Genomic DNA, 18,199 nt, shown 5'->3' with positions numbered 1-18,199 from the left:
CGCCGCCCCGACCACCCAGGACTGACCCCATGTATCGCACCGCACTGCGCAATGTGCTGGCCCACAAGGGCCGACTGCTGATGACGGCACTGGCCGTCATGCTCGGCACGGCGTTCGTCGCCGGAACGATGGTGTTCTCCGACACCGCCGGCCAGGCCATGAAGAACAGCTTCTCCAAGAGCTACTCCGACGTCTCGGTGATGGTCACCGACAACGCCGCCGGCGGCCACGCCTCCGCCCGGGAGAAGAGCGAGGGCGCGGCCGGCAAGCTGACCGACGCCACCGTCGCCCAGCTCGCCGCCCTGCCCGGCACCCAGTCGGTACGCCCGGTGGTCTCCGGTTTCACCGGGGTCGCCGACAAGCAGGGCAACCTGATCGGCCAGGCGTGGAGCGCCCGCGGCACCAACTTCGTGCCGGACGCGACCGGCAAGGACGCCCGCTACCCGATGGCCGAGGGCCGCGGCCCGAAGGCGCCCGGCGAGATCGCGCTCGACCGGGAGACCGCGAAGGCCGGCGGCTACCGGGTCGGCGACACCGTCCGGATCGCCGGCAACGCCGCCGCCCAGGACGCCAGGCTGACCGGTGTCTTCACCACCGACGACCCGGAGGTCAGCTCAGGCGGCACGCTCACCCTGATGGACACCGCCAGTGCCCAGAAGGCGCTGCTCACCCCCGGCCAGTACAGCTCGATCGTGCTCGCCGCCAAGCCCGGCGTCACCCAGGAGGCGCTGCAGACCCAGGCGCTGGCCAAGGTGCCCGGCGAGACCCGGTTCGTGGTGCAGACCGGCAAGCAGCTCGACGACCGGCAGCAGGAGATGGTCGCCAGCTCCACCACGGCGCTCAAGACCGTCCTGCTGGTCTTCGCCGGGATCTCGCTCTTCGTCGGCATCTTCATCATCGCCAACACCTTCACCATGCTGATCGCCCAGCGCACCCGTGAGCTGGCCCTGCTGCGCGCGGTCGGCGCGGGCCGCGGCCAGGTCACCCTCTCGGTGCTGGCCGAGGCGCTGGTCATCGGCGTCTCCGCCTCGGTGGCCGGTCTGCTGGCCGGTATCGGGATCGGCGCCGGCCTGCAGGGCGGCATGACCCTGCTCAACCCGAACTTCCCGACCGGTTCGCTGGTGGTCGCCCCGGCCACCGTCGTCACCGGCCTGGTGGTGGGCGTCCTGGTCACCGTGCTCTCCGCAGTGCTGCCCGCCGTCCGCGCCGCCCGGATCCCCCCGGTCGCGGCGATGGCCGGCGGCGACCAGCCGGCCACCCAGAAGGGCCTGATCATCCGCAACACGATCGGCTCGCTGATCGCGGCCGGCGGCATCGCGCTGATCCTGGCCGGCGCCTCGGCCGGCAAGGACGGCCGCACCCTGCTGGAGGCCGGCACCCCGATCACCCTGATCGGCATCTTCATCCTGCTGCCGCTGCTCTCCCGCCCGGTGATCTCCGTGGTCGGCCCGGTGCTCGGCAGGCTGTACGGCACGGCGGGCCGGCTGGCCCGGCTGAACGCACTGCGCAACCCGCGCCGCACCGCCGCCACCGCGGCGGCGCTCACCATCGGCCTGACCCTGGTCAGCGCGCTGACCGTGCTGGGCACGTCGGTCAACGACGCGGTCGCCCGCTCGGTGACCGGCTCGATGAAGGCCGACTACGACGTCGCCATGGCCGGCGGCGCCGGCCAGCTCTCGCCGGAGGTCGGCAAGCTGGTCGCCAAGGCCCCCGGGGTCGCCGCCTCAAGCCCGGTCGCCAACGTGTACTGGGACTTCGACGGCAAGACCCGTGCGGTGCAGGGCTTCGACGCGGCCGCCCTCGACAGGCTGATGAAGGTCACCATGGACTCCGGGTCCACCGGGGCCCTCCAGCAGGGCCAGATCCTGGTCAACGACGAGGTGGCGAAGAGCGCGAACCTCAAGGTCGGTTCGACCCTGAAGGTGGCGTACCCGGACGAGACCACCGGCACCGTGACGGTCGGCGGCGTGTTCCAGCGCGCCGAGACCCTCTCCCCCGTGCTGATGGCCAACGCCGAGGTCCTCAAGCACGAGCCCGAGGCCTACATCAGCGACATCCTGGTCAAGGGCACCGACGGCGCGACCGGCGCGCTCAAGCAGTCGATCAAGGACGCCACCGGCAACAACCCGGTGATCGAGGTCAAGACCAAGCAGGACATGCAGGACGAGTTCAGCCGGCAGATCTCCTTCGTCCTGAACCTCATGTACGGCCTGCTCGCGATGTCCGTCCTGGTCGCCGTGCTCGGCGTGGTCAACACGCTGGCGATGTCGGTGTTCGAGCGCAAGCGCGAGATCGGCATGCTGCGCGCGATCGGCCTGGACCGGCGCGGCATCAAGCGGATGGTGCGGCTGGAGTCGGTGGTGATCTCCGTCTTCGGCGCCCTGATCGGCGTGGGCCTCGGCTGCTTCGTGGCCTGGGCCGCCAACCAGACCATCGCCCCGGATCTGAAGGGACTGACCACCGTGATCCCCTACGGCCAGATGCTGGTCTTCCTGGCGCTCGCCGCGCTGGTCGGCGTGATCGCCGCCCTGTGGCCCGCCCGCCGGGCGTCCCGGCTGGACATCCTGACCTCCATCAAGACGGACTGACGCCCCGTCGACCGGCCCCGGCCGGCGGGAACGCACGAAGGCCCCCCACCCGCGAGGGTGGGGGGCCTTCGGCACTTCTGCACTTCTGTACTCCGCCCGGTTCGCACAACCGGCTGAGCACCACGGAGGTCGTGGTCCGGCAGCGCTGCCGGGCGGAGGGCCTCCGACTCGTCCCCGAGATCCGTCGGGTCTGGTCGCTTACTTGCTGGTCGCGAGCTCCTTGGCGGGCTCGGCGGCGACGGCGGGCTTCGGCGCGGGGCCGGCCGCCTCCTGGAACGCCGCGAACGGCTTCTCCATCTCGGCGAGGCCGACGGTCTCGCGCTTGAGGAACATCGCCAGGGTCCAGTCGGTGAAGACGCGGACCTTGCGGTTCATGGTCGGGACCATCGCGCCGTGGTAGCCGCGGTGGAACCACCAGGCCAGACGGCCCTTCAGCTTGACCTTGCCGAAGAGGATCGCCACGCCCTTGTGCAGGCCGAGGCCGGCGACCGCACCGAGGTTCTTGTGCTTGTACTCGGACTGCGGGAAGCCGCGCATGCCGGCCACCACGTTGTCACCGAGGACGGCGGCCTGACGGACCGCGTGCTGGGCGTTCGGCGGGCACCAGGCACCCTCGCCGGCGGCGAGGTCCGGAACCTGGGCGTTGTCGCCCGCCGCCCAGACGTAGTCGAAGCCCTGGACCTGGAGGGTCGCGGCGGTGTCGACGTGGCCGCGCGGGCCGAGCGGGAGGCCGAAGTGGTTCAGCACCGGGTTCGGCTTCACACCGGCGGTCCACACGATGGTGGAGGCGTCCATCTCCAGGCCGTTCTTCAGCACCACGTGCTGGTCGACGCAGGAGTCCATCGAGGTCTCGATGTAGATCTCGATGTTCCGCTCCTCGAGCTTCTCCTTGGTCCACAGACCGAGGTCCGGGCCCATCTCGGGGAGGATGCGGTTGGCCGCCTCGACCACGACGAAGCGCATGTCGTCGCGGGAGACCGTCTTGTAGAGCTTGGCCGCGTCGCGGGCCATGTCCTCGATCTCGGCGATGGTCTCGATGCCGGCGAAGCCGCCGCCGATGACCACGAAGGTCAGCGCCTTGCGGCGGACCCCCTCGTCCGTGGTGGACTCGGCCTTGTCGAGCTGCGACATGACGTGGTTGCGGAGGGTGATCGCCTCCTCGACCGTCTTCATGCCGATGCCGTGCTCGGCCAGACCCGGGATCGGGAAGGTGCGGGAGACCGAGCCGGTGGCGACGACGAGGTAGTCGAAGGGCAGCTCGTAGGAGTCGCCGGCTGCGGGCTGGATGGTGGCGACCTTGCGGGCGTGGTCCACACCGGTGACCGCACCGGTGAGCACCTCCGCCTTCTTGAGGGCGCTGCGCAGCGGCGCGACGAGGTTGCGAGGCGCGACGTTGCCGCCGGCCGCCTCGGGAAGGAAGGGCAGGTACGTCATGTACGACCGCGGGTCGACGACCGTGACGGTCGCTTCGCCGTAGCGCATCTTCTTGAGGATGCGCATCGCGGCATACAGGCCGACGTAACCACCGCCGACAATGAGGATGCGAGGACGCTCCGTGGTGCTCATATCCGAAAGTATCCACCCCCTCCCGACCGGCACTTCGTGAGGGGAGTCACAAGGTGCTGGACAGCGGGTGCTACACTACGCGCCCGCACAAGCCGGTCGGGGCCTTCGGCTCACCGCCGCCGGGCGCCCGCGGTGAGCGGTCGGACACGCGGAGCCCCGCTGAGCAGCAACGATCCAGGTGGGGCGCGGGTTCCCGGCCGCTTTTTCGATTTACCCGGCCGTCGGCGGGCCTGGCCTGCGATCCGCTGGCAGACCCGCCGACAGAGCCTTCGGTCCCACATATCGGACGGACCGGACACCTGGGTGCGACGAAAGCATGGTTCGTCATGTGAAGAAATTCACGAACCTTTTCCGCCGACACGCGTCAGGCGATGCTCCAGGCGATCCCGTCCAGGATGTCGTGCTCGCTGACCAGAAGCTCCAAGGCCCCGGTCCGCTCCATGATCTCCAGCAGCACCAGCGCCCCGGCGGCGATCACGTCCACCCGGCCCGGGTGCATCACCGGGATCGCGGCCCGCTCGTCGTGGGTCGAGGAGAGCAGCCGGGCGGTGGTCTCCCGGACCTGCTCGACGGTCAGCCGCGCGTGGTGGATCCGCTCGGACCGGTACTCCGGCAGGTCGAGCACGATGCCGGCCACCGTGGTGACCGTGCCGGCCAGGCCCACCAGGGTGGCCTCGGCGTCCAGCGGCACCGTCTTCGCGGCCTCGTCCAGGGCGGCCAGCACGTCGGCCTGCGCGGCGGCGATCTGCGCCTGGGTCGGCAGCCCGGCACCCGCGAAGTGCCGCTCCGTCAGCCGCACGCACCCGATGTCCACCGACCGGGCCGCCTGCACGTCCTCGGCGCCCAGCACGAACTCGGTGGAGCCGCCGCCCAGGTCGAAGACCAGGTAGGGGGGCTTGTGCGGGCCGGCGGTCAACTCCTTGGTGGCGCCGGTGAAGGACAGCCGGGCCTCCTCGTCACCGCTCACCACGCTCGGCGTGACGCCCAGGATCTCCCGGACGCCGTCGGTGAACTCGGCGGCGTTCTCGGCGTCCCGGGACGCGGAGGTGGCGACCATCCGGATCCGGTCCGGACCGACCCCGTGCTCGGCGATCAGCGCCGCGTACTCGCGGCAGGCGGCGAACGTCCGCTCCAGCGCCTCCGGGTGGAGCCGGCCGGTGCTGTCCACGCCCTGGCCCAGCCGGTTGATGACCATCCGGCGGTCCAGGTCGGTGATCGAACCGGTCTCCGGGTCCAGGTCCGCGATCAGCAGCCTGATCGAGTTGGTGCCGCAGTCGATCGCGGCCACGCGCGTCATGGTCAACTCTGCTCCTCCTCCGCCTGGCGCTTCTTCTCGGCGCGCTCGGCCGTCTTCTGCTGCTTGGCGGCGATCACGGCCGCGTGGTCCTCGCCCTTGGCGCGGTTCTTCAGGACCCGCGCACCCGCGGCCTCGACCTCGGCCGGGGAGACGCACGGGCCCTTGGCCCACCAGTCCTCCAGCATGCCGAGCGCCTCGTCGCCGAGCGGGTTCACGCCCTCGCCGGCGGCCAGCGAGTGGCCGACCAGCACGTGCAGGCACTTCACCCGGTCCGGCATGCCGCCGGCGCTCGGGAAGCCCTCCAGCACCTCGATCGCGTCCCGGCGGGCGATGTAGTCCTCGTGGGCGCGTCGGTAGGCGGCGGCCAGCTCCGGGTCCTCGGCGAGGCGGGCGGTCTGGTCCTTCATCACGCCCTCGGCCTCCAGGGTGCCGATCAGCGAGGCCGCCTTGGGGCAGGTCAGGTAGTACAGCGTGGGGAACGGCGTGCCGTCCGGCAGCCGGGGCGCGGTCTCCACCACGTCCGGGTTGCCGCACGGGCAGCGGTGCGCCACCGCGCGCAGGCCGCGCGGGACGCGGCCCAGCTGGGCCGCGATGGCGGCGATGTCGGAGTCGGGAACGGCAGCGGGTTCGTTGGTCATCAGCGGTCTGTCTGTCAGTGGGATGCGGGGGGTTCGGTACCCGGCTGGGCGGTGTCGGCCAGATCGACCGAATCCCAGAGCTCGGCGTACCAGGGCTTGGCGGCCTTCGGCCGGACACCGGCCACGGCACCGGCGGCGGGGGGCCGGCCGTCCGAAGTGGGCTTGGGGTCCACCGAGACGAACGGCGTCTCGCCCGGAAGCGCGTAGTGCAGCCGCTCGCGGGCCTGCGCCTTCACGTACTCCGGGTCCTGCCAGCGGGCCCGCTCGCGGCGCAGCTCCTCGACCTGCTGCCGGGCCTGCTCGGCCTTGGCGCGCTGCGCGGCGATCTCCGAGCGCTGGGCGATGAACTGCCGGGTGGGATACGCGAGTATCGCGATCAGCGAGCACAGGACGAGCACCAGCACGGTGGCGCGGCTGGTGAAGCGCGGCCGCGCCGCCAGCCCCGGGATCCTCCACTTGGCCATCTCGTACCCCTCCTGCACATGCCGGTGCCCCGGCCCCACCCTACGCGGTGGGAGCCGGGGCACCGGTCAGGCTGGCTCAGCCCTCGTGCTTGAAGCGGGGGAACGCCCCGCGACCCGCGTACTCGGCGGCGTCGTCGAGGATCTCCTCGATGCGCAGCAGCTGGTTGTACTTGGCGACGCGCTCGGAGCGGGCCGGGGCGCCGGTCTTGATCTGGCCGCAGTTGGTGGCGACGGCGAGGTCGGCGATGGTGACGTCCTCGGTCTCGCCGGAGCGGTGCGACATCATGCAGCGGTAGCCGTTGCGCTGGGCGAGCTCCACGGCGTCCAGGGTCTCGGTCAGCGAACCGATCTGGTTGACCTTCACCAGCAGCGCGTTGGCGGTGCCGGTCTCGATGCCCTGGGCCAGGCGGGCCGGGTTGGTGACGAACAGGTCGTCACCGACCAGCTGGACCTTGTCGCCCAGCTTGACGGTCATGGCCTTCCAGCCGTCCCAGTCCGACTCGTCCAGCGGGTCCTCGATGGAGACCAGCGGGTACGCGGCGACCAGCTCGGCGTAGTACTCGATCAGCTCGGCGGCGGAGAGCGCCTTGCCCTCGAACTGGTAGGCGCCGTCCTTGTAGAACTCGGAGGCGGCGACGTCCAGCGCGAGCGCGACGTCCTTGCCCGGCACGTAGCCGGCCTTCTTGATGGCCTCGGTGATGAGGTCCAGGGCCTCTCGGTTGGAGTCCAGGTTCGGCGCGAAGCCGCCCTCGTCGCCGAGGCCGGTGGACAGGCCGCGCTCCTTCAGGACGCCCTTGAGGGTGTGGTAGACCTCGACGCCCCAGCGGACGGCCTCCGAGAAGGACTCCGCACCGATCGGGGCGATCATGAACTCCTGGATGTCCACGTTGGAGTCCGCGTGCGAACCGCCGTTGAGGATGTTCATCATCGGGACCGGCAGGACGTGCGCGTTCGGGCCGCCCAGGTAGCGGAACAGCGGCAGGTCGCTGGCCTCGGAGGCGGCGTGCGCCACGGCGAGCGAGACGCCGAGGATGGCGTTGGCGCCGAGCGAGGACTTGTCCGGGGTGGCGTCCAGGTCCAGCATGGCCTGGTCGATCAGGCGCTGCTCGGTCGCGTCGTAGCCGACCAGCTCCGGGCCGATCTGCTCGATCACGGCGAGGACGGCCTTCTCGACGCCCTTGCCGAAGTAGCGGTTCTTGTCGCCGTCGCGGAGCTCCAGCGCCTCGAAGGCGCCGGTGGACGCGCCCGACGGGACAGCGGCACGGCCGGTGCTGCCGTCGTCGAGGCCGACCTCGACCTCGACCGTGGGGTTGCCGCGGGAATCGAGGATCTCGCGGGCTACGACGACATCAATGGACGGCACGAGGCATCTCCTAGCGGAAGCGGATGTGTAGTCGTTACGACCAGAGCCTAACCGTCCCGGGCTTCCGGTCCACGTTGACCTTCGTCCCGTCTCACCGTGTGGCGCGCTACTCGCCGGTAGTTCATCTGAATGCCCCGCAAAAGCGGGCACGCCGGACGGTCCGGAGTGCCCGCTCCCGCAGCCGTCAGAACGACAGGACCTGACCCGGCATGATCAGGTCCGGGTTGCCGCCGATCACCGGACGGTTGGACTCGTACAGCTTCTGCCAGCCGCCGGACACGTGCTGGGCGGCGGCGATGCCGGACAGCGTGTCACCGGGGCGCACGGTGTAGCCGCCGCCGGCGGCGGCCGGGGCCTGGGCGCCCTGCGGCACAACCCGGGGCGCACTCTGCGACGTCGCGCCCTGCGCCGCCGCCTCGGGGGTCGCGGTCTTCGGCGTCGCGGCCTTGGGCGTCGCGGCCTTCGGGGCCGCCGCGCGGGTCTCGGAGCGCGAGGCGGTGTCCGTCTGGGCCGACGACCCGCCCTTGGTCAGGCCCGCGCGCTTCGAGCAGACCGGCCACGCGCCGGGGCCCTGCGAGGCGAGCACCTTCTCGGCGACGGCGATCTGCTGCCCCTTGCTCGCCTGGTCGGCGCGCGGCGCGTACTGGCCGCCGCCGAACGACTTCCAGGTGGAGGAGCTGAACTGCAGGCCGCCGTAGTAGCCGTTGCCGGTGTTGATCGACCAGTTTCCGCCGGACTCGCACTGCGCGACCTTGTCCCAGACGGAGACCGGGGCGGCCTGGGCGCCGGTGGCGGTCAGCAGGGGCAGGGCCAGACCCACGCCCGCGACGCCCGCGGCGGCGATGGCCTTCTCGGCCTTGGTACTGCGACGGTGGCGGCCGGAACCGGTGAACAGCATGGCGAATCCTCTCCGCACGCCTGCGAGGTGAGCTGTCGGGTTCGGACCGGGAGGTGGCCCGGCCGCCGGGAAGGCGGCTTCACCCCAAGCCGTGGGGGACGGCGTCAAACCTGGTTCCCCCGCCCCTGTCCGGGTCGTTGTCGGATTCCCTGCGGCGCGGCGGACAGGATTCGGCGTTCCGCACCCGGGGCCCGCGGCTGCGAGCAGAGGGAGAGTAGGCAGATCCGACGATCAATCACAAGCTCATATCACCGGTATCACGCAAGAATTACGAAGCGTCACAACTCGGGTACGAACTATGCAGGTACGTCCGGTTTGATCCGCATTCAGCCCCCGCGACACGACGCGCCGTCAGGCGTGCACCGGAGTGAAGGAGACCGGCAGTTCGCGCAGGCCGCGCATGATCAGACCGCCCCGCCAGCGCAGTTCGGACGGGTCGGCGGCAAGACGCAGATCGGGCAGCCGGGTCAGCACCGTGGCGAGCGCCCGCTGCCCCTCGAGCCGGGCCAGCGGCGCGCCGATGCAGTAGTGGATGCCGTGCCCGAACCCCAGGTGCGGGTTGTCGGCGCGGGCCAGGTCGAGGGTGTTCTCCCCGGCGAACCGGGCCGGGTCGCGGTCCGCCGCCGCCAGCACCACCAGCACCGGGTCGCCGACCGGGACGTCCACCCCGCCGATGGACAGCGGCTGCGTCGCGAACCGCCACGTCGCCAGTTCCACCGGCCCGTCGTAGCGCAGCAGTTCCTCCACCCCGGTCTCCAACAGCCCGCTCTCGCCCCGGGCCAGCGACTCCTGCAGCAGCGAGCGCTGCCCCGGGTTGCGCAGCAGCGCGTACAGGCCGTTGCCGATCAGGTTCACGGTGGTCTCGAAACCCGCGAAGAGCAGGATGAACGCCATCGCGGCGGCCTCGTTCTCGGTGAGGTGCTCGCCGTGGTCGCTGGCCCGGATCAGCCCCGAGATCAGGTCGTCCCCGAGGTCCGCCCGCTTGCGGTGGATGAGTTCGGCCAGGTACGTGCGCATCCGCTTCACCGCCCGGCCGACACCCCCGCGTTGCCCCCCGTGGTGCCGGATCATCATCCCGGCCCAGTCCCGGAAGTCGTCCTGGTCCTCGGCCGGGACACCCAGCAGGTCGCAGATCGCGTAGATGGGTAGCGGGAACGCGAACTCGTGGATCAGGTCCGCCGAGCCGCGCTCCGCGAAGGAGTCGATCAGCCGGTCGGTGAGCTGCTGCACCCGCGGCTCGAACTCCGCCACCCGGCGCGGCGTGAACGCCTTCGACACCAGCCGCCGCAGCCGGGTGTGGTCGGGCGGGTCGATGTTCAGCAGGTGCGTCATCAGGTTCGCCTGGCGCTCGCCCGGGATGCCGACCCGGCCGCTGCGATGAGCATGCGCGTTGTGCTGCGCGGGGTTCTTGGAGAGCCGGCTGTCCGCGAGGGCCTGCCGCGCGTCCGCGTACCGGGTCACCAGCCACGCCTCCACTCCGCTCGGCAGGGTCGTCCGGTGCACCGGCGCGTGCTCGCGCAACCACGCGTACGCGGGGTACGGATCGGCGGCGAACTCCCAGGTGAAGAGCTCCGGGCGGGTGGTCTCGGGCGTGTGGGACATGCCTTGACGGTATCCGGTGCCCCGACCTGCGTGAGTCTGGTCACCTGGCGGGTAATCCCTGTTGCGGAGGGTCGTGGCGTGCCTACGATCCTCCGACAACCGTTGGTGGGCGGCGTGCGGACCGGCCACCGGGCGTCTCAAGGAGGAGCAGTCCATGCGGGTAACCGGGGCAGTGGTGGTCATCGCGGTGCTCGACGGAGGTTCGGGGGCGGAACTCGCCCGCCGCTTCACCGCCGCCGGCGCCGCCCGCCTCCTCATCGCCGACCTGCGGCCCGGCGTCGCCGAGGACCTCGCCACCGAACTCGACCGGCCCGACTGCCACGTCGTCGGCGTCTCCGGTGACATCCACCGCCCCAGCGACATCGCCGCGCTGGTCTCCACCGCCGTCAAGCACCTCGGCCCGATCGACCTCTTCGCGGTCGCCGGCCCCGACGGCGAGCGGATCGTCCAGCTCGCCGACCTCCCCGACCACCTCGACCCGCTCGCCGACCTCCTCGCCCTGCTCGGCGAGGCGATCGGCGAGGTCGTCCCGCAGCAGCGGCGCAGCCCGGAGCCGGCCGCCGTCGCCTAGCCCCCGGCCCCCGGCCCCCGGCGTCCCGCTCCCGGCATCCCGCTCCCGGCGCCCGGGGCCCCGGGGCTGCGCTGGTGACCGCAGCCCGGCGGGTCACTACGGGTTGAGGCCCTCGGCCTGTCGCACCGCGGCGCGGTAGCGGCGGGCGGCGGCCCGCAGGGCGGCGTCCACGTCCACGTCCGCGTCGTACGCGCGCTGGGCGATCGCGAGCAGCAGGTCGCCCGCCGACCGCTCGGTCAGCTCCGCCGGCAGCTCGTACGCGCCGTCCGGCACGCCCACGAAGTTGGCCCGCCGCACCCGGGAGACCAGCTTCGCCGCGTACGCGAGCGCCGGCAGCCCCGCCGGCACCCCGTCGAGCACCGACTCCCGCTGCTTCTCGGCCGCCTTCAACTGCTCCCAGTTCGCCTCGACCTGCGCCGCACCCGACGCCTCCACGTCACCGAAGACGTGCGGGTGCCGGTACATCAGCTTCTCCACGATGTCGCCGGCCACGTCGTCGATCGAGAACGGGTCGTCCGGGTGCTCCTCGGCGATCCGCGAATGGAAGAACACCTGGAGCAGCACGTCGCCGAGCTCCTCGCGCAGGGTCTCCCGATCCCCCTCCTCGATCGCCTCGACCAGCTCGAACGCCTCCTCCACCAGGTACTTCACCAGGCTCGCGTGCGTCTGCTCGGCGTCCCACGGACAGCCCCCCGGCGAACGCAGCCGGTCCATCACCGACGCCAGGTCGAGCAGCCGCGCACCCGGCAGGTCGTACGAGCCCGGCAGCACCTCGATCTCCGGCACCCGGCCCGCCTCCTCCACCGAGATCCGCGCCAGCGCGTCCGTCAGCCCCGGGTCACCGTCCGCACTGCCCAGCCACAGCACCGGCGCCGCCTCCACCAGCATCCGTGCCAGCGCCGGAGCGGAACCCCGCTCCACCACCTCCACCACGACGCCCGCCTGGCGGACGGCGGGCAGCTGCGGGTGCGAGGCGTCGCCCGCGAGGACCCGCGGCGCGGACCGCAACGCCTCCCACGCGGGCCAGGAGAGCAGCCCGGGGGCCACGCGGTGAGTAGTGGTGAGCAACGTCAGCTTCGGAGTGTCCACACCCCAGAACCTACCCGCTCCCCCACCAGCCGCCCGGCCCTCCGCGACCCCCGCCCACCATCCCCCGAGGACGCTCCGCGAGCTGGCTGCCGCCAAGCGCCTCCGGCGAGGCGCTGCGCGACGGCGAGATGCGCAGGGCGCCTCCGGCAAGGCGCTCCGCGAGCGGCACACGCCCGACGACCGCCTCCGGCGGGGACGCTCCGCGAACCGACTGCCGCCAAGCGCCTCCGGCGAGGCGCTGCGCGACGGCGGCATGCACGGGACGCCTTCGGCAGGACGCTCCGCGAACCGGCTGCCGCCAAGCGCCTCCGGCGAGGCGCTGCGCGACGGCGGCATGCACGGGACGCCTTCGGCAGGACGCTCCGCGAACCGGCTGCCACCAGACGCCTCCCGCAGGGCGCTCCGCGAGCGGCACACGCCCGACGACCGCCTCCGGCGGGGACGCTCCGCGAACCGACTGCCGCCAGGCCCCCGCAGGGCGCGCGTAGTGCCGGCCCGGCGGCGGGGGCGGAGGGGTCAGGCGGGGTTGGTGTTCTGGGGGAGCCAGGGGTCGACGGTGTCGGCGAGGCCGATCTGCTGGACGTCCCAGTGGCCGTAGCGGGGGTTGACCTGGATGTCGAGTTCGGTGCCGGCGGCCACCAGGGCCTTGCGGATGGCGGCGTTGCCGGCGTCGGTGCGGGGGTCCTCGCCCTGCGCGGCGGCGAGCTTCTGGATGCCGAGCTGCTGCCGGTAGAACGCGTCGATGCCGCCGCTCGGCACCGCCTGCCGGAGCAGGAGTTCCCGGGCGAGCTGGGCCTCCCCGCCGAGTGCCTTGGCGTCGGCGCTGCGCCCGTCGGCGATCTCCGTGTCGGTGACGCTGAGGCCGTGGTCGGTGAGGGCCTGGGCGATGACCCGGTCCAGGACGAGGTCGGAGACGGTCTTGCGGGCGAGGCCGGCGCGCTCGTTGTGGGCGCCGCCGTTCTGGCCCTGCGCGGCGGCGACGCCGTCCCGGACCTCGGCGACCCGGGCGTCCACCGCGGCGATGCTGATCCGCTGGCCGCCGACGACCGCTGCGGCGCCCTGGTGCGCCGGCTGCGTCCCGCAGGCGGTGAGCGCGGCGGCGGCGAGCGCGAGGCCCGCGGCGCCGACGGCGGTCCGCGTGCGGCGGCGGATGGAGCTGGTGCGGATCACGAGGTGCCTCCCGGGGGTGGGGTGGGGCCGGTGCGTTCCGGTGGTACTCCTGGGGTGGTTCGACGAGCTGGGACGAACAGTAGAGCGCACTGCCCGCCCTTGCCCAGACCGCTGCGGCAACGGGCCGCCGGGGCCTCAGGCCGTGTACGGGTTGCCGCTGGTGGTGCGGGTGGCGCCGAGCTGTTCGAGGTGCCGGCGCAGGCGGCGGACGTCCTCGTGGTGCGGGCCGAGCCGGCGTTCGGTGTCGAGCAGCAGTTCCAGGAGGGCCTGCCAGCCGCCCTCGCGGTCGCCGGCCGCGACCTGGGCGAGTCCGGCGCGCTCGCGCAGGCCGGGGACGGCCGGGGAGTCGGCCGGGTGTGCGGCGAGCAGTGCCCGGTACTCGGCGAGCGCGTCGGCGGGGCGGTCGGCGGCGAGCAGGGTGCGGGCCCGGATGGTGCGGACGGTGAGGACCAGGGGTGCGCCGGGGCCGAGTTCGGCGACCGCGCGGGGCAGCAGGTCGGCGGCGAGGGCCAGAACCTCGCCGTGCCGGCCGGCGGCGACCAGGTCGGAGAGCCGGGCGCAGGCTTCGGCCAGGGCTTCCGCCCTGCCGGCGGGTCCGGCCTCCGGGGCGGGGACCGGGGTGGGGGCCGGGCCGGTGGGGGCGAGGCGGGGGTCGGGCAGCGCGGGCATCACGACGGGGACGGAGGCGGCGGCCGGTGGCGGCGTGCCGGGTCCGGGTCGGCGGTCCGGCCGGGGCGGGCCCGGCCGCGTACCGGACGGCGGCTGCGGGTGGTGCGGGTAGCGGTAGGGACGGGTCGGGTCCGGGACGGCGCCGTGCGGCGGTTGCGGGGCGACGGTCGGGGCGGGGAGCAGCGGCAGCAGCCGGGCGTGGACCTGCTGGGCGTCGGCGGGCCGGTCGGCGGGCCGTTTGGCGAGCAGGTCGAGGACGAGGACTTCGACGGCGGCGGGGAGCTCGGGGCGCAGTGCGCGCAGCGGCACCGGCGGGTCGTCGACGTGCCGGCGCAGGACGCCGAGCGCGGTGGGAGCGGGGAACGGTGCTTGGCCGGTCAGCATCTCGTGCAGCATGCAGCCGAGCGCGTACAGGTCGCTGCGCGGGTCGGCGCCGGCGGCGAGGGCCTGTTCGGGGGCCATGTAGGCGGGGCTGCCGATCGGGCTGCCGGTGAGGGTGAGGCGGGTGGCGTCGGGGTCGAGGGCGGTGGCGATGCCGAGGTCGAGCAGGACCACCCGGCCGTCGTCCCGGACCATCACGTTGCTGGGTTTCAGGTCGCGGTGGACCACGGGGACGGCGTGCACGGCGGCGAGCGCGGCGCACACCTGGCCGGCGACGGCGGCGGCCTGCTCGACGGGCAGCGGTCCGTCCTCGGCGATCAGGTCGGCGAGGCTGAGGCCGGGCACCCGCTGCATCACGAGGTACAGCTCGCCGCCGTCCGAGCCGGCGTCGAAGACGGTGACCAGTCCGGGGTGGTCGAGGGCGGCGCTGACCCGGCACTCGCGCAGGAAGCGGCGGCGCAGTTCCTCGCCGCGGCTCGCGGCGGCGTCGGACGGGTCGGCCAGCAGGTCGGTGCGCAGCAGTTTCACGGCGACGTGTCGTTCCAGCCGCTCGTCGAAGCCCGCCCAGACCTGGCCCATCCCGCCGTGGCCGATCTTCTCGGCGAGCCGGTAGCGGCCGTCGACCACCCGGCCGGCGGTCACGGGCGGCCTTCCTGCGCCTGCCGCCGGAGCAGTTCGCCGAGCTGCCGCAGCTCCTCGCCGGTCGCGGACGGCGCGGGGGCCTGCGCCGGGACCTGCCCGGGCGCGGCGGGCGTCGGCGCGGCGGGCGTCGGCGCGGTCGGCACCGGTGTCGCGGCCGGCACCGGTGTCGCGGCCGGCGCCGCCGCGGGCGGGTAACCGTAGGTGGGCTGCGCGGGGTACGGCTGCGGGTACGGGGTGTACTGCGGGTACGCCGCCGCCTGCTGCGGGTACGTCGGGTAGGTCGGCGGGTACGCCGGGTACGCCTGCGGGTACGGCTGGGCGAGCGGCTTCAGGCCGGGCCACATGCTCCGACGGTTCATCAGCAGGAAGTGCAGCGGCGCGCCGATCCACATCGGGAGGACGACGATCGTGCCGAGCGTGTCCCACACCGAGCCGCCGGCCTTCGGCGCCAGCGCGGCCGACACGTAGAGGGTCAGCTGGAGCAGGCCGAAGACCACCGCGCCGACGATGTCCGCCGGACGGCGGCGGCCGACGGCGAGCACCGTGGACGGCACCATGCCGAGGATTCCCAGCGTCAGGAGCGGGAGCGCGCAGCACAGGACGGTCGGGCCGACGCGGTAGGGACCTGACGCGGCGGGGCCGGGCATGCGCGCTCCTCAGCAACGGTGGCGGCGGCGGACGGTGACGGTGCTTCGCACACCGTACCGCCCCCGCGCGACACGCCGGGATCGCTTATCCGTCGCTCTCCCCGCCGCCGTCGGCGGGCTCCACGGTGCCGGCGGCGAGGGCGTCGGTGAGGGTCCGGGTGAGCGTGTCGGCCAGCTCGGTGGTGCGGGCCAGGTCGGTCCGGAAGTCGGCGAGGCGGCGGAACGCCGCGCCGAGGACCCGCTGGCGTTCGACCGGGAGGCGCGGCAGTTCGAGCCGCCGGATGTCCAGGCGGGTGGTGGTGGAGGCGTAGCTGCTGGCCCGGCGGGCGGCGCCGGTGGCGCGCAGCCGGCCCGCCAGGTAGTCCGGGTCGACCTGCTCGGGGTCGGGACGCAGCAGGTGCAGGCGCGGGCCGAGCACCGCGCCGTCGTACGGGTCGCCCGCGCGTACCGCGTGCGCGGTCTCGCCGCCCAGCGCGGGCAGCAGGACGTCGCCGGGACGCGCGGTCGGCGCGTCGGTGGCGTCGGTGGTGCCGGACGGGGGGCGGCCGGCCAGCAGGTCCTGGTCGGTGAGCAGCGGGGTGGCGCCGGTGCCGGCGGCCGGGCCCTGACCGGAGGAGTGGACCTCCAGGGCACCGGCGCGGGCGAGTTCCCCGACCGTGACCGACGGCGGGACGACCGGCTCGGCGACGGCGGTGACCTCCGGCAGCCGGGCGTCCAGGTCGGCGAGCGTGCCGAGCAGCTCGCCGACACGGGTCCGCAGGTGGGAGAGGGTGTCGGGCGGTGCGGTGGGGGCGGCCGGCAGGTGGCGGGCGGGCGACAGGTCGGTCTCGTCGTCCAGCAGGTCCAGCGCGGTGACGGTGCGGTGCACGCCCGGGCGGTCGGCCGGGAGCGGGCCGCCGGAGCGGGCGGCGGCGTCGAAGGCGTACCAGGTGTCGAGGACGGTCCGGGTGAGCGCCGGCCAGTCGATCCGGTCCCGGCCGCCCTCCGCCGCCGGGTGGGCGGCGGCCGCGTCCAGGAGCAGCACCTGCCGGAAGTCGTCACCGGGCCGCGGCCGGCGCAGCACCCACAGGTGCAGCGGCACGCCGTACGGCGGGGCCGTGCCGGCGGGCAGCGCGACCACGGCGCGCAGCGCGCCGGTGCGGATCAGCTCGGAGCGGACCCGGCGGCCGGCCCGGCGCGAGGCGACGGTCGGCGGCAGGAGCAGGGCGGCGAGGCCGCCGGGGCGGGTGTGCGACAGGCAGTGCAGCAGCCACGCCAGTTCGGACTCGCCGCGCGGCGGGACGACGCCGCCGGACCAGCGCGGGTCGAACTGCAACTCGTCGTGGCCCCAGTCGCGTTCGTTGTACGGCGGCTGGCAGAGCACCGCGTCGGCGAGCAGGCCGGGGTGCGCGTCGGCCCGCAGCGCGTCACCGGGACGAAGGTCGACCGCGAGCGGGCCGGGCCACGCGCCGGGCGTCTGCAGGGCGAGCCGCAGCACGGCGAGCGCGGCGTACCCGGCGTCCAGGTCCTGCCCGGCCCGGACGGCCCCCGGCCCGGCCGCCAGCAGCAGCGCCCCCAGCCCGCAGGCCGGGTCGAGCACCGTCACCGCCCCGGCAGCCGACGGACCGGGCGGAACCGCCGGGCCACCGGCAGCGGCAGCGGCGTGCGGCCAGGCCGGGGCGGCGGCGCCGGACGGCCCGTCGGCCGCTCCGGAGTCGGGTCGCGACACGGCGCCGGTGTGCCACGGCGCGACGCCCGGCTCGTCCAGCGGTGCCCCGCCCGCGTCCGCGGCGCGGTGCGGCCGGGCCGCAGCGGCGCCTGTCGTCTCGGCGGCGTGCGGCGCCGTGCCGGTCTGGGGGAGGGCGGCGAGGAGGGCGGCGGCTTCGGGCGGGGTGGGGGCGAGCTGGCGGGTGTTGGCCTCGGCGTGGCGGGTGAGCAGCTGCTCGTAGGCGGCCGGCGCGCCGTGGGCGTCGGCGAGGCGGGCGAGGAGGCGGGCCAGGTCGAGGTAGGTGGGGCCGACCAGCGGGGGGAGGCCGAGGCGGTCGGTGGCGTCGGGGCCGATCGCGGCGCGGGCGGCGTGTCGCAGGGCGCGGGGCAGGTCGGTGGCGAGCCGGGTGTCGGGCCGGTCGGCGAGTGCGGTCCAGGCGGCGGGGTCGCGGTGGAGCAGCAGCAGGAAGGCGCCGGCTCCGATCAGCGGGGCGACCGGGGGGCCGTCGGGGTCGCGCAGGGTCTCCAGCTGCTGCCAGGCCCGCTCCAGCGGCGGCAGTTCGGCGATCTTGCCCTGGTCGCGGAGCCACTGCTCGACCTGGTCGAGCGGGAAGGTCGGGCTGCTGTCGGTGCCGCCGACCGGGCGCGGGAAGTCGGGGTGACGGCGGCGCCAGTTGGAGACGGCGGCCCGGCCGACGCCGGCGAGCCGGGCGATCTCGACGGCGGTCACCTCGGGGCGGTCCGGCATCGCTGGCTCCTCACGTTCACGACCGACTGTGACCACACAGCATAGCGATCGAACCCAACCGACTCCGTTCACATGTGAACAGAGCAGTTTCATGAATGACTGTTGACATGGTTCACAGCAGCATGGTCTGATCTAGTCGTCGCCAGGGAGACCCCGGGCGACAGGCAGCACCGACAGAAC

At 73.8% G+C, this 18,199-nt stretch carries 14 protein-coding genes and 1 riboswitch; of the genes, 2 read left to right on the top strand and 12 right to left on the bottom strand.

The annotated features are described in order from the left end of the window. Positions 1-29: 29 nt before the first annotated feature. On the top strand, positions 30-2,588 hold the full coding sequence (locus tag ABEB06_RS22750) for an ABC transporter permease (protein WP_345698728.1): 2,559 nt from the start codon (positions 30-32) through the stop codon (positions 2,586-2,588). Positions 2,589-2,786: 198 nt separating this feature from the next. Here ABEB06_RS22750 and ABEB06_RS22745 read toward each other — a convergent pair whose 3' ends face one another. From ABEB06_RS22745 to ABEB06_RS22715, 7 genes are all read right to left on the bottom strand, one after another. Beyond that, positions 2,787-4,154: an NAD(P)/FAD-dependent oxidoreductase gene (locus tag ABEB06_RS22745; protein ID WP_345698727.1), complete on the bottom strand. Its 1,368-nt coding sequence runs from the start codon at positions 4,152-4,154 to the stop codon at positions 2,787-2,789. Positions 4,155-4,518: 364 nt separating this feature from the next. Beyond that, complete coding sequence (locus tag ABEB06_RS22740) at positions 4,519-5,451, bottom strand: Ppx/GppA phosphatase family protein (protein ID WP_345701947.1); 933 nt, start codon at positions 5,449-5,451, stop codon at positions 4,519-4,521. 2 nt (positions 5,452-5,453) lie between these two features. After that, positions 5,454-6,089, bottom strand: a complete 636-nt coding sequence (locus ABEB06_RS22735) for a DUF501 domain-containing protein (protein WP_425559675.1) — start codon at positions 6,087-6,089, stop codon at positions 5,454-5,456. Between the two features lie 14 nt (positions 6,090-6,103). Further along, positions 6,104-6,553, bottom strand: coding sequence for an FtsB family cell division protein (locus tag ABEB06_RS22730; RefSeq protein ID WP_345698726.1), 450 nt, complete (start codon positions 6,551-6,553; stop codon positions 6,104-6,106). 76 nt (positions 6,554-6,629) lie between these two features. Then, positions 6,630-7,916: a phosphopyruvate hydratase gene (gene eno, locus ABEB06_RS22725; protein ID WP_345698725.1), complete on the bottom strand. Its 1,287-nt coding sequence runs from the start codon at positions 7,914-7,916 to the stop codon at positions 6,630-6,632. A gap of 184 nt (positions 7,917-8,100) precedes the next feature. Further along, positions 8,101-8,814: a transglycosylase family protein gene (locus ABEB06_RS22720; protein ID WP_345698724.1), complete on the bottom strand. Its 714-nt coding sequence runs from the start codon at positions 8,812-8,814 to the stop codon at positions 8,101-8,103. Positions 8,815-8,817: 3 nt separating this feature from the next. Continuing rightward, positions 8,818-8,961: riboswitch (cyclic di-AMP (ydaO/yuaA leader) on the bottom strand. A gap of 204 nt (positions 8,962-9,165) precedes the next feature. Beyond that, positions 9,166-10,416 (bottom strand): cytochrome P450 family protein, encoded by a 1,251-nt coding sequence (locus ABEB06_RS22715; protein WP_345698723.1) that lies wholly within the window; start codon positions 10,414-10,416, stop codon positions 9,166-9,168. Between the two features lie 154 nt (positions 10,417-10,570). On the opposite strand from ABEB06_RS22715, the gene ABEB06_RS22710 reads away from it, so the two are divergent. After that, positions 10,571-10,987, top strand: a complete 417-nt coding sequence (locus ABEB06_RS22710; protein ID WP_345698722.1) for an SDR family NAD(P)-dependent oxidoreductase — start codon at positions 10,571-10,573, stop codon at positions 10,985-10,987. Between the two features lie 96 nt (positions 10,988-11,083). On the opposite strand, the gene ABEB06_RS22705 is transcribed toward ABEB06_RS22710, so the two are convergent. The 5 genes from ABEB06_RS22705 to ABEB06_RS22685 form a co-directional block, all read right to left on the bottom strand. Continuing rightward, positions 11,084-12,076 carry a nucleoside triphosphate pyrophosphohydrolase gene (locus tag ABEB06_RS22705; RefSeq protein ID WP_345698721.1) on the bottom strand — a complete coding sequence of 331 codons (993 nt, stop codon included), beginning with the start codon at positions 12,074-12,076 and terminating at the stop codon, positions 11,084-11,086. 516 nt (positions 12,077-12,592) lie between these two features. Continuing rightward, entirely contained in the window at positions 12,593-13,246 is a 654-nt protein-coding gene (locus tag ABEB06_RS22700; RefSeq protein WP_345698720.1) for a SurA N-terminal domain-containing protein, read from the bottom strand. A 135-nt stretch (positions 13,247-13,381) separates the two neighbouring features. Beyond that, a complete protein-coding gene (locus ABEB06_RS22695) occupies positions 13,382-14,938 on the bottom strand; it encodes a serine/threonine-protein kinase (protein ID WP_345698719.1) in 1,557 nt (518 codons plus the stop codon). Next, entirely contained in the window at positions 14,935-15,585 is a 651-nt protein-coding gene (locus tag ABEB06_RS22690) for a hypothetical protein (protein WP_345698718.1), read from the bottom strand. The genes ABEB06_RS22695 and ABEB06_RS22690 overlap by 4 nt, the downstream gene beginning before the upstream one ends. 85 nt (positions 15,586-15,670) lie before the next feature. Further along, positions 15,671-18,019, bottom strand: a complete 2,349-nt coding sequence (locus ABEB06_RS22685) for an N-6 DNA methylase (protein WP_345698717.1) — start codon at positions 18,017-18,019, stop codon at positions 15,671-15,673. Positions 18,020-18,199: the final 180 nt, after the last annotated feature.

This window comes from Kitasatospora terrestris (assembly GCF_039542905.1).
In the GTDB taxonomy this organism is placed as follows: Bacteria; Actinomycetota; Actinomycetes; order Streptomycetales; family Streptomycetaceae; genus Kitasatospora; species Kitasatospora terrestris.
This window is presented reverse-complemented; position numbering and strand designations above follow the sequence as displayed.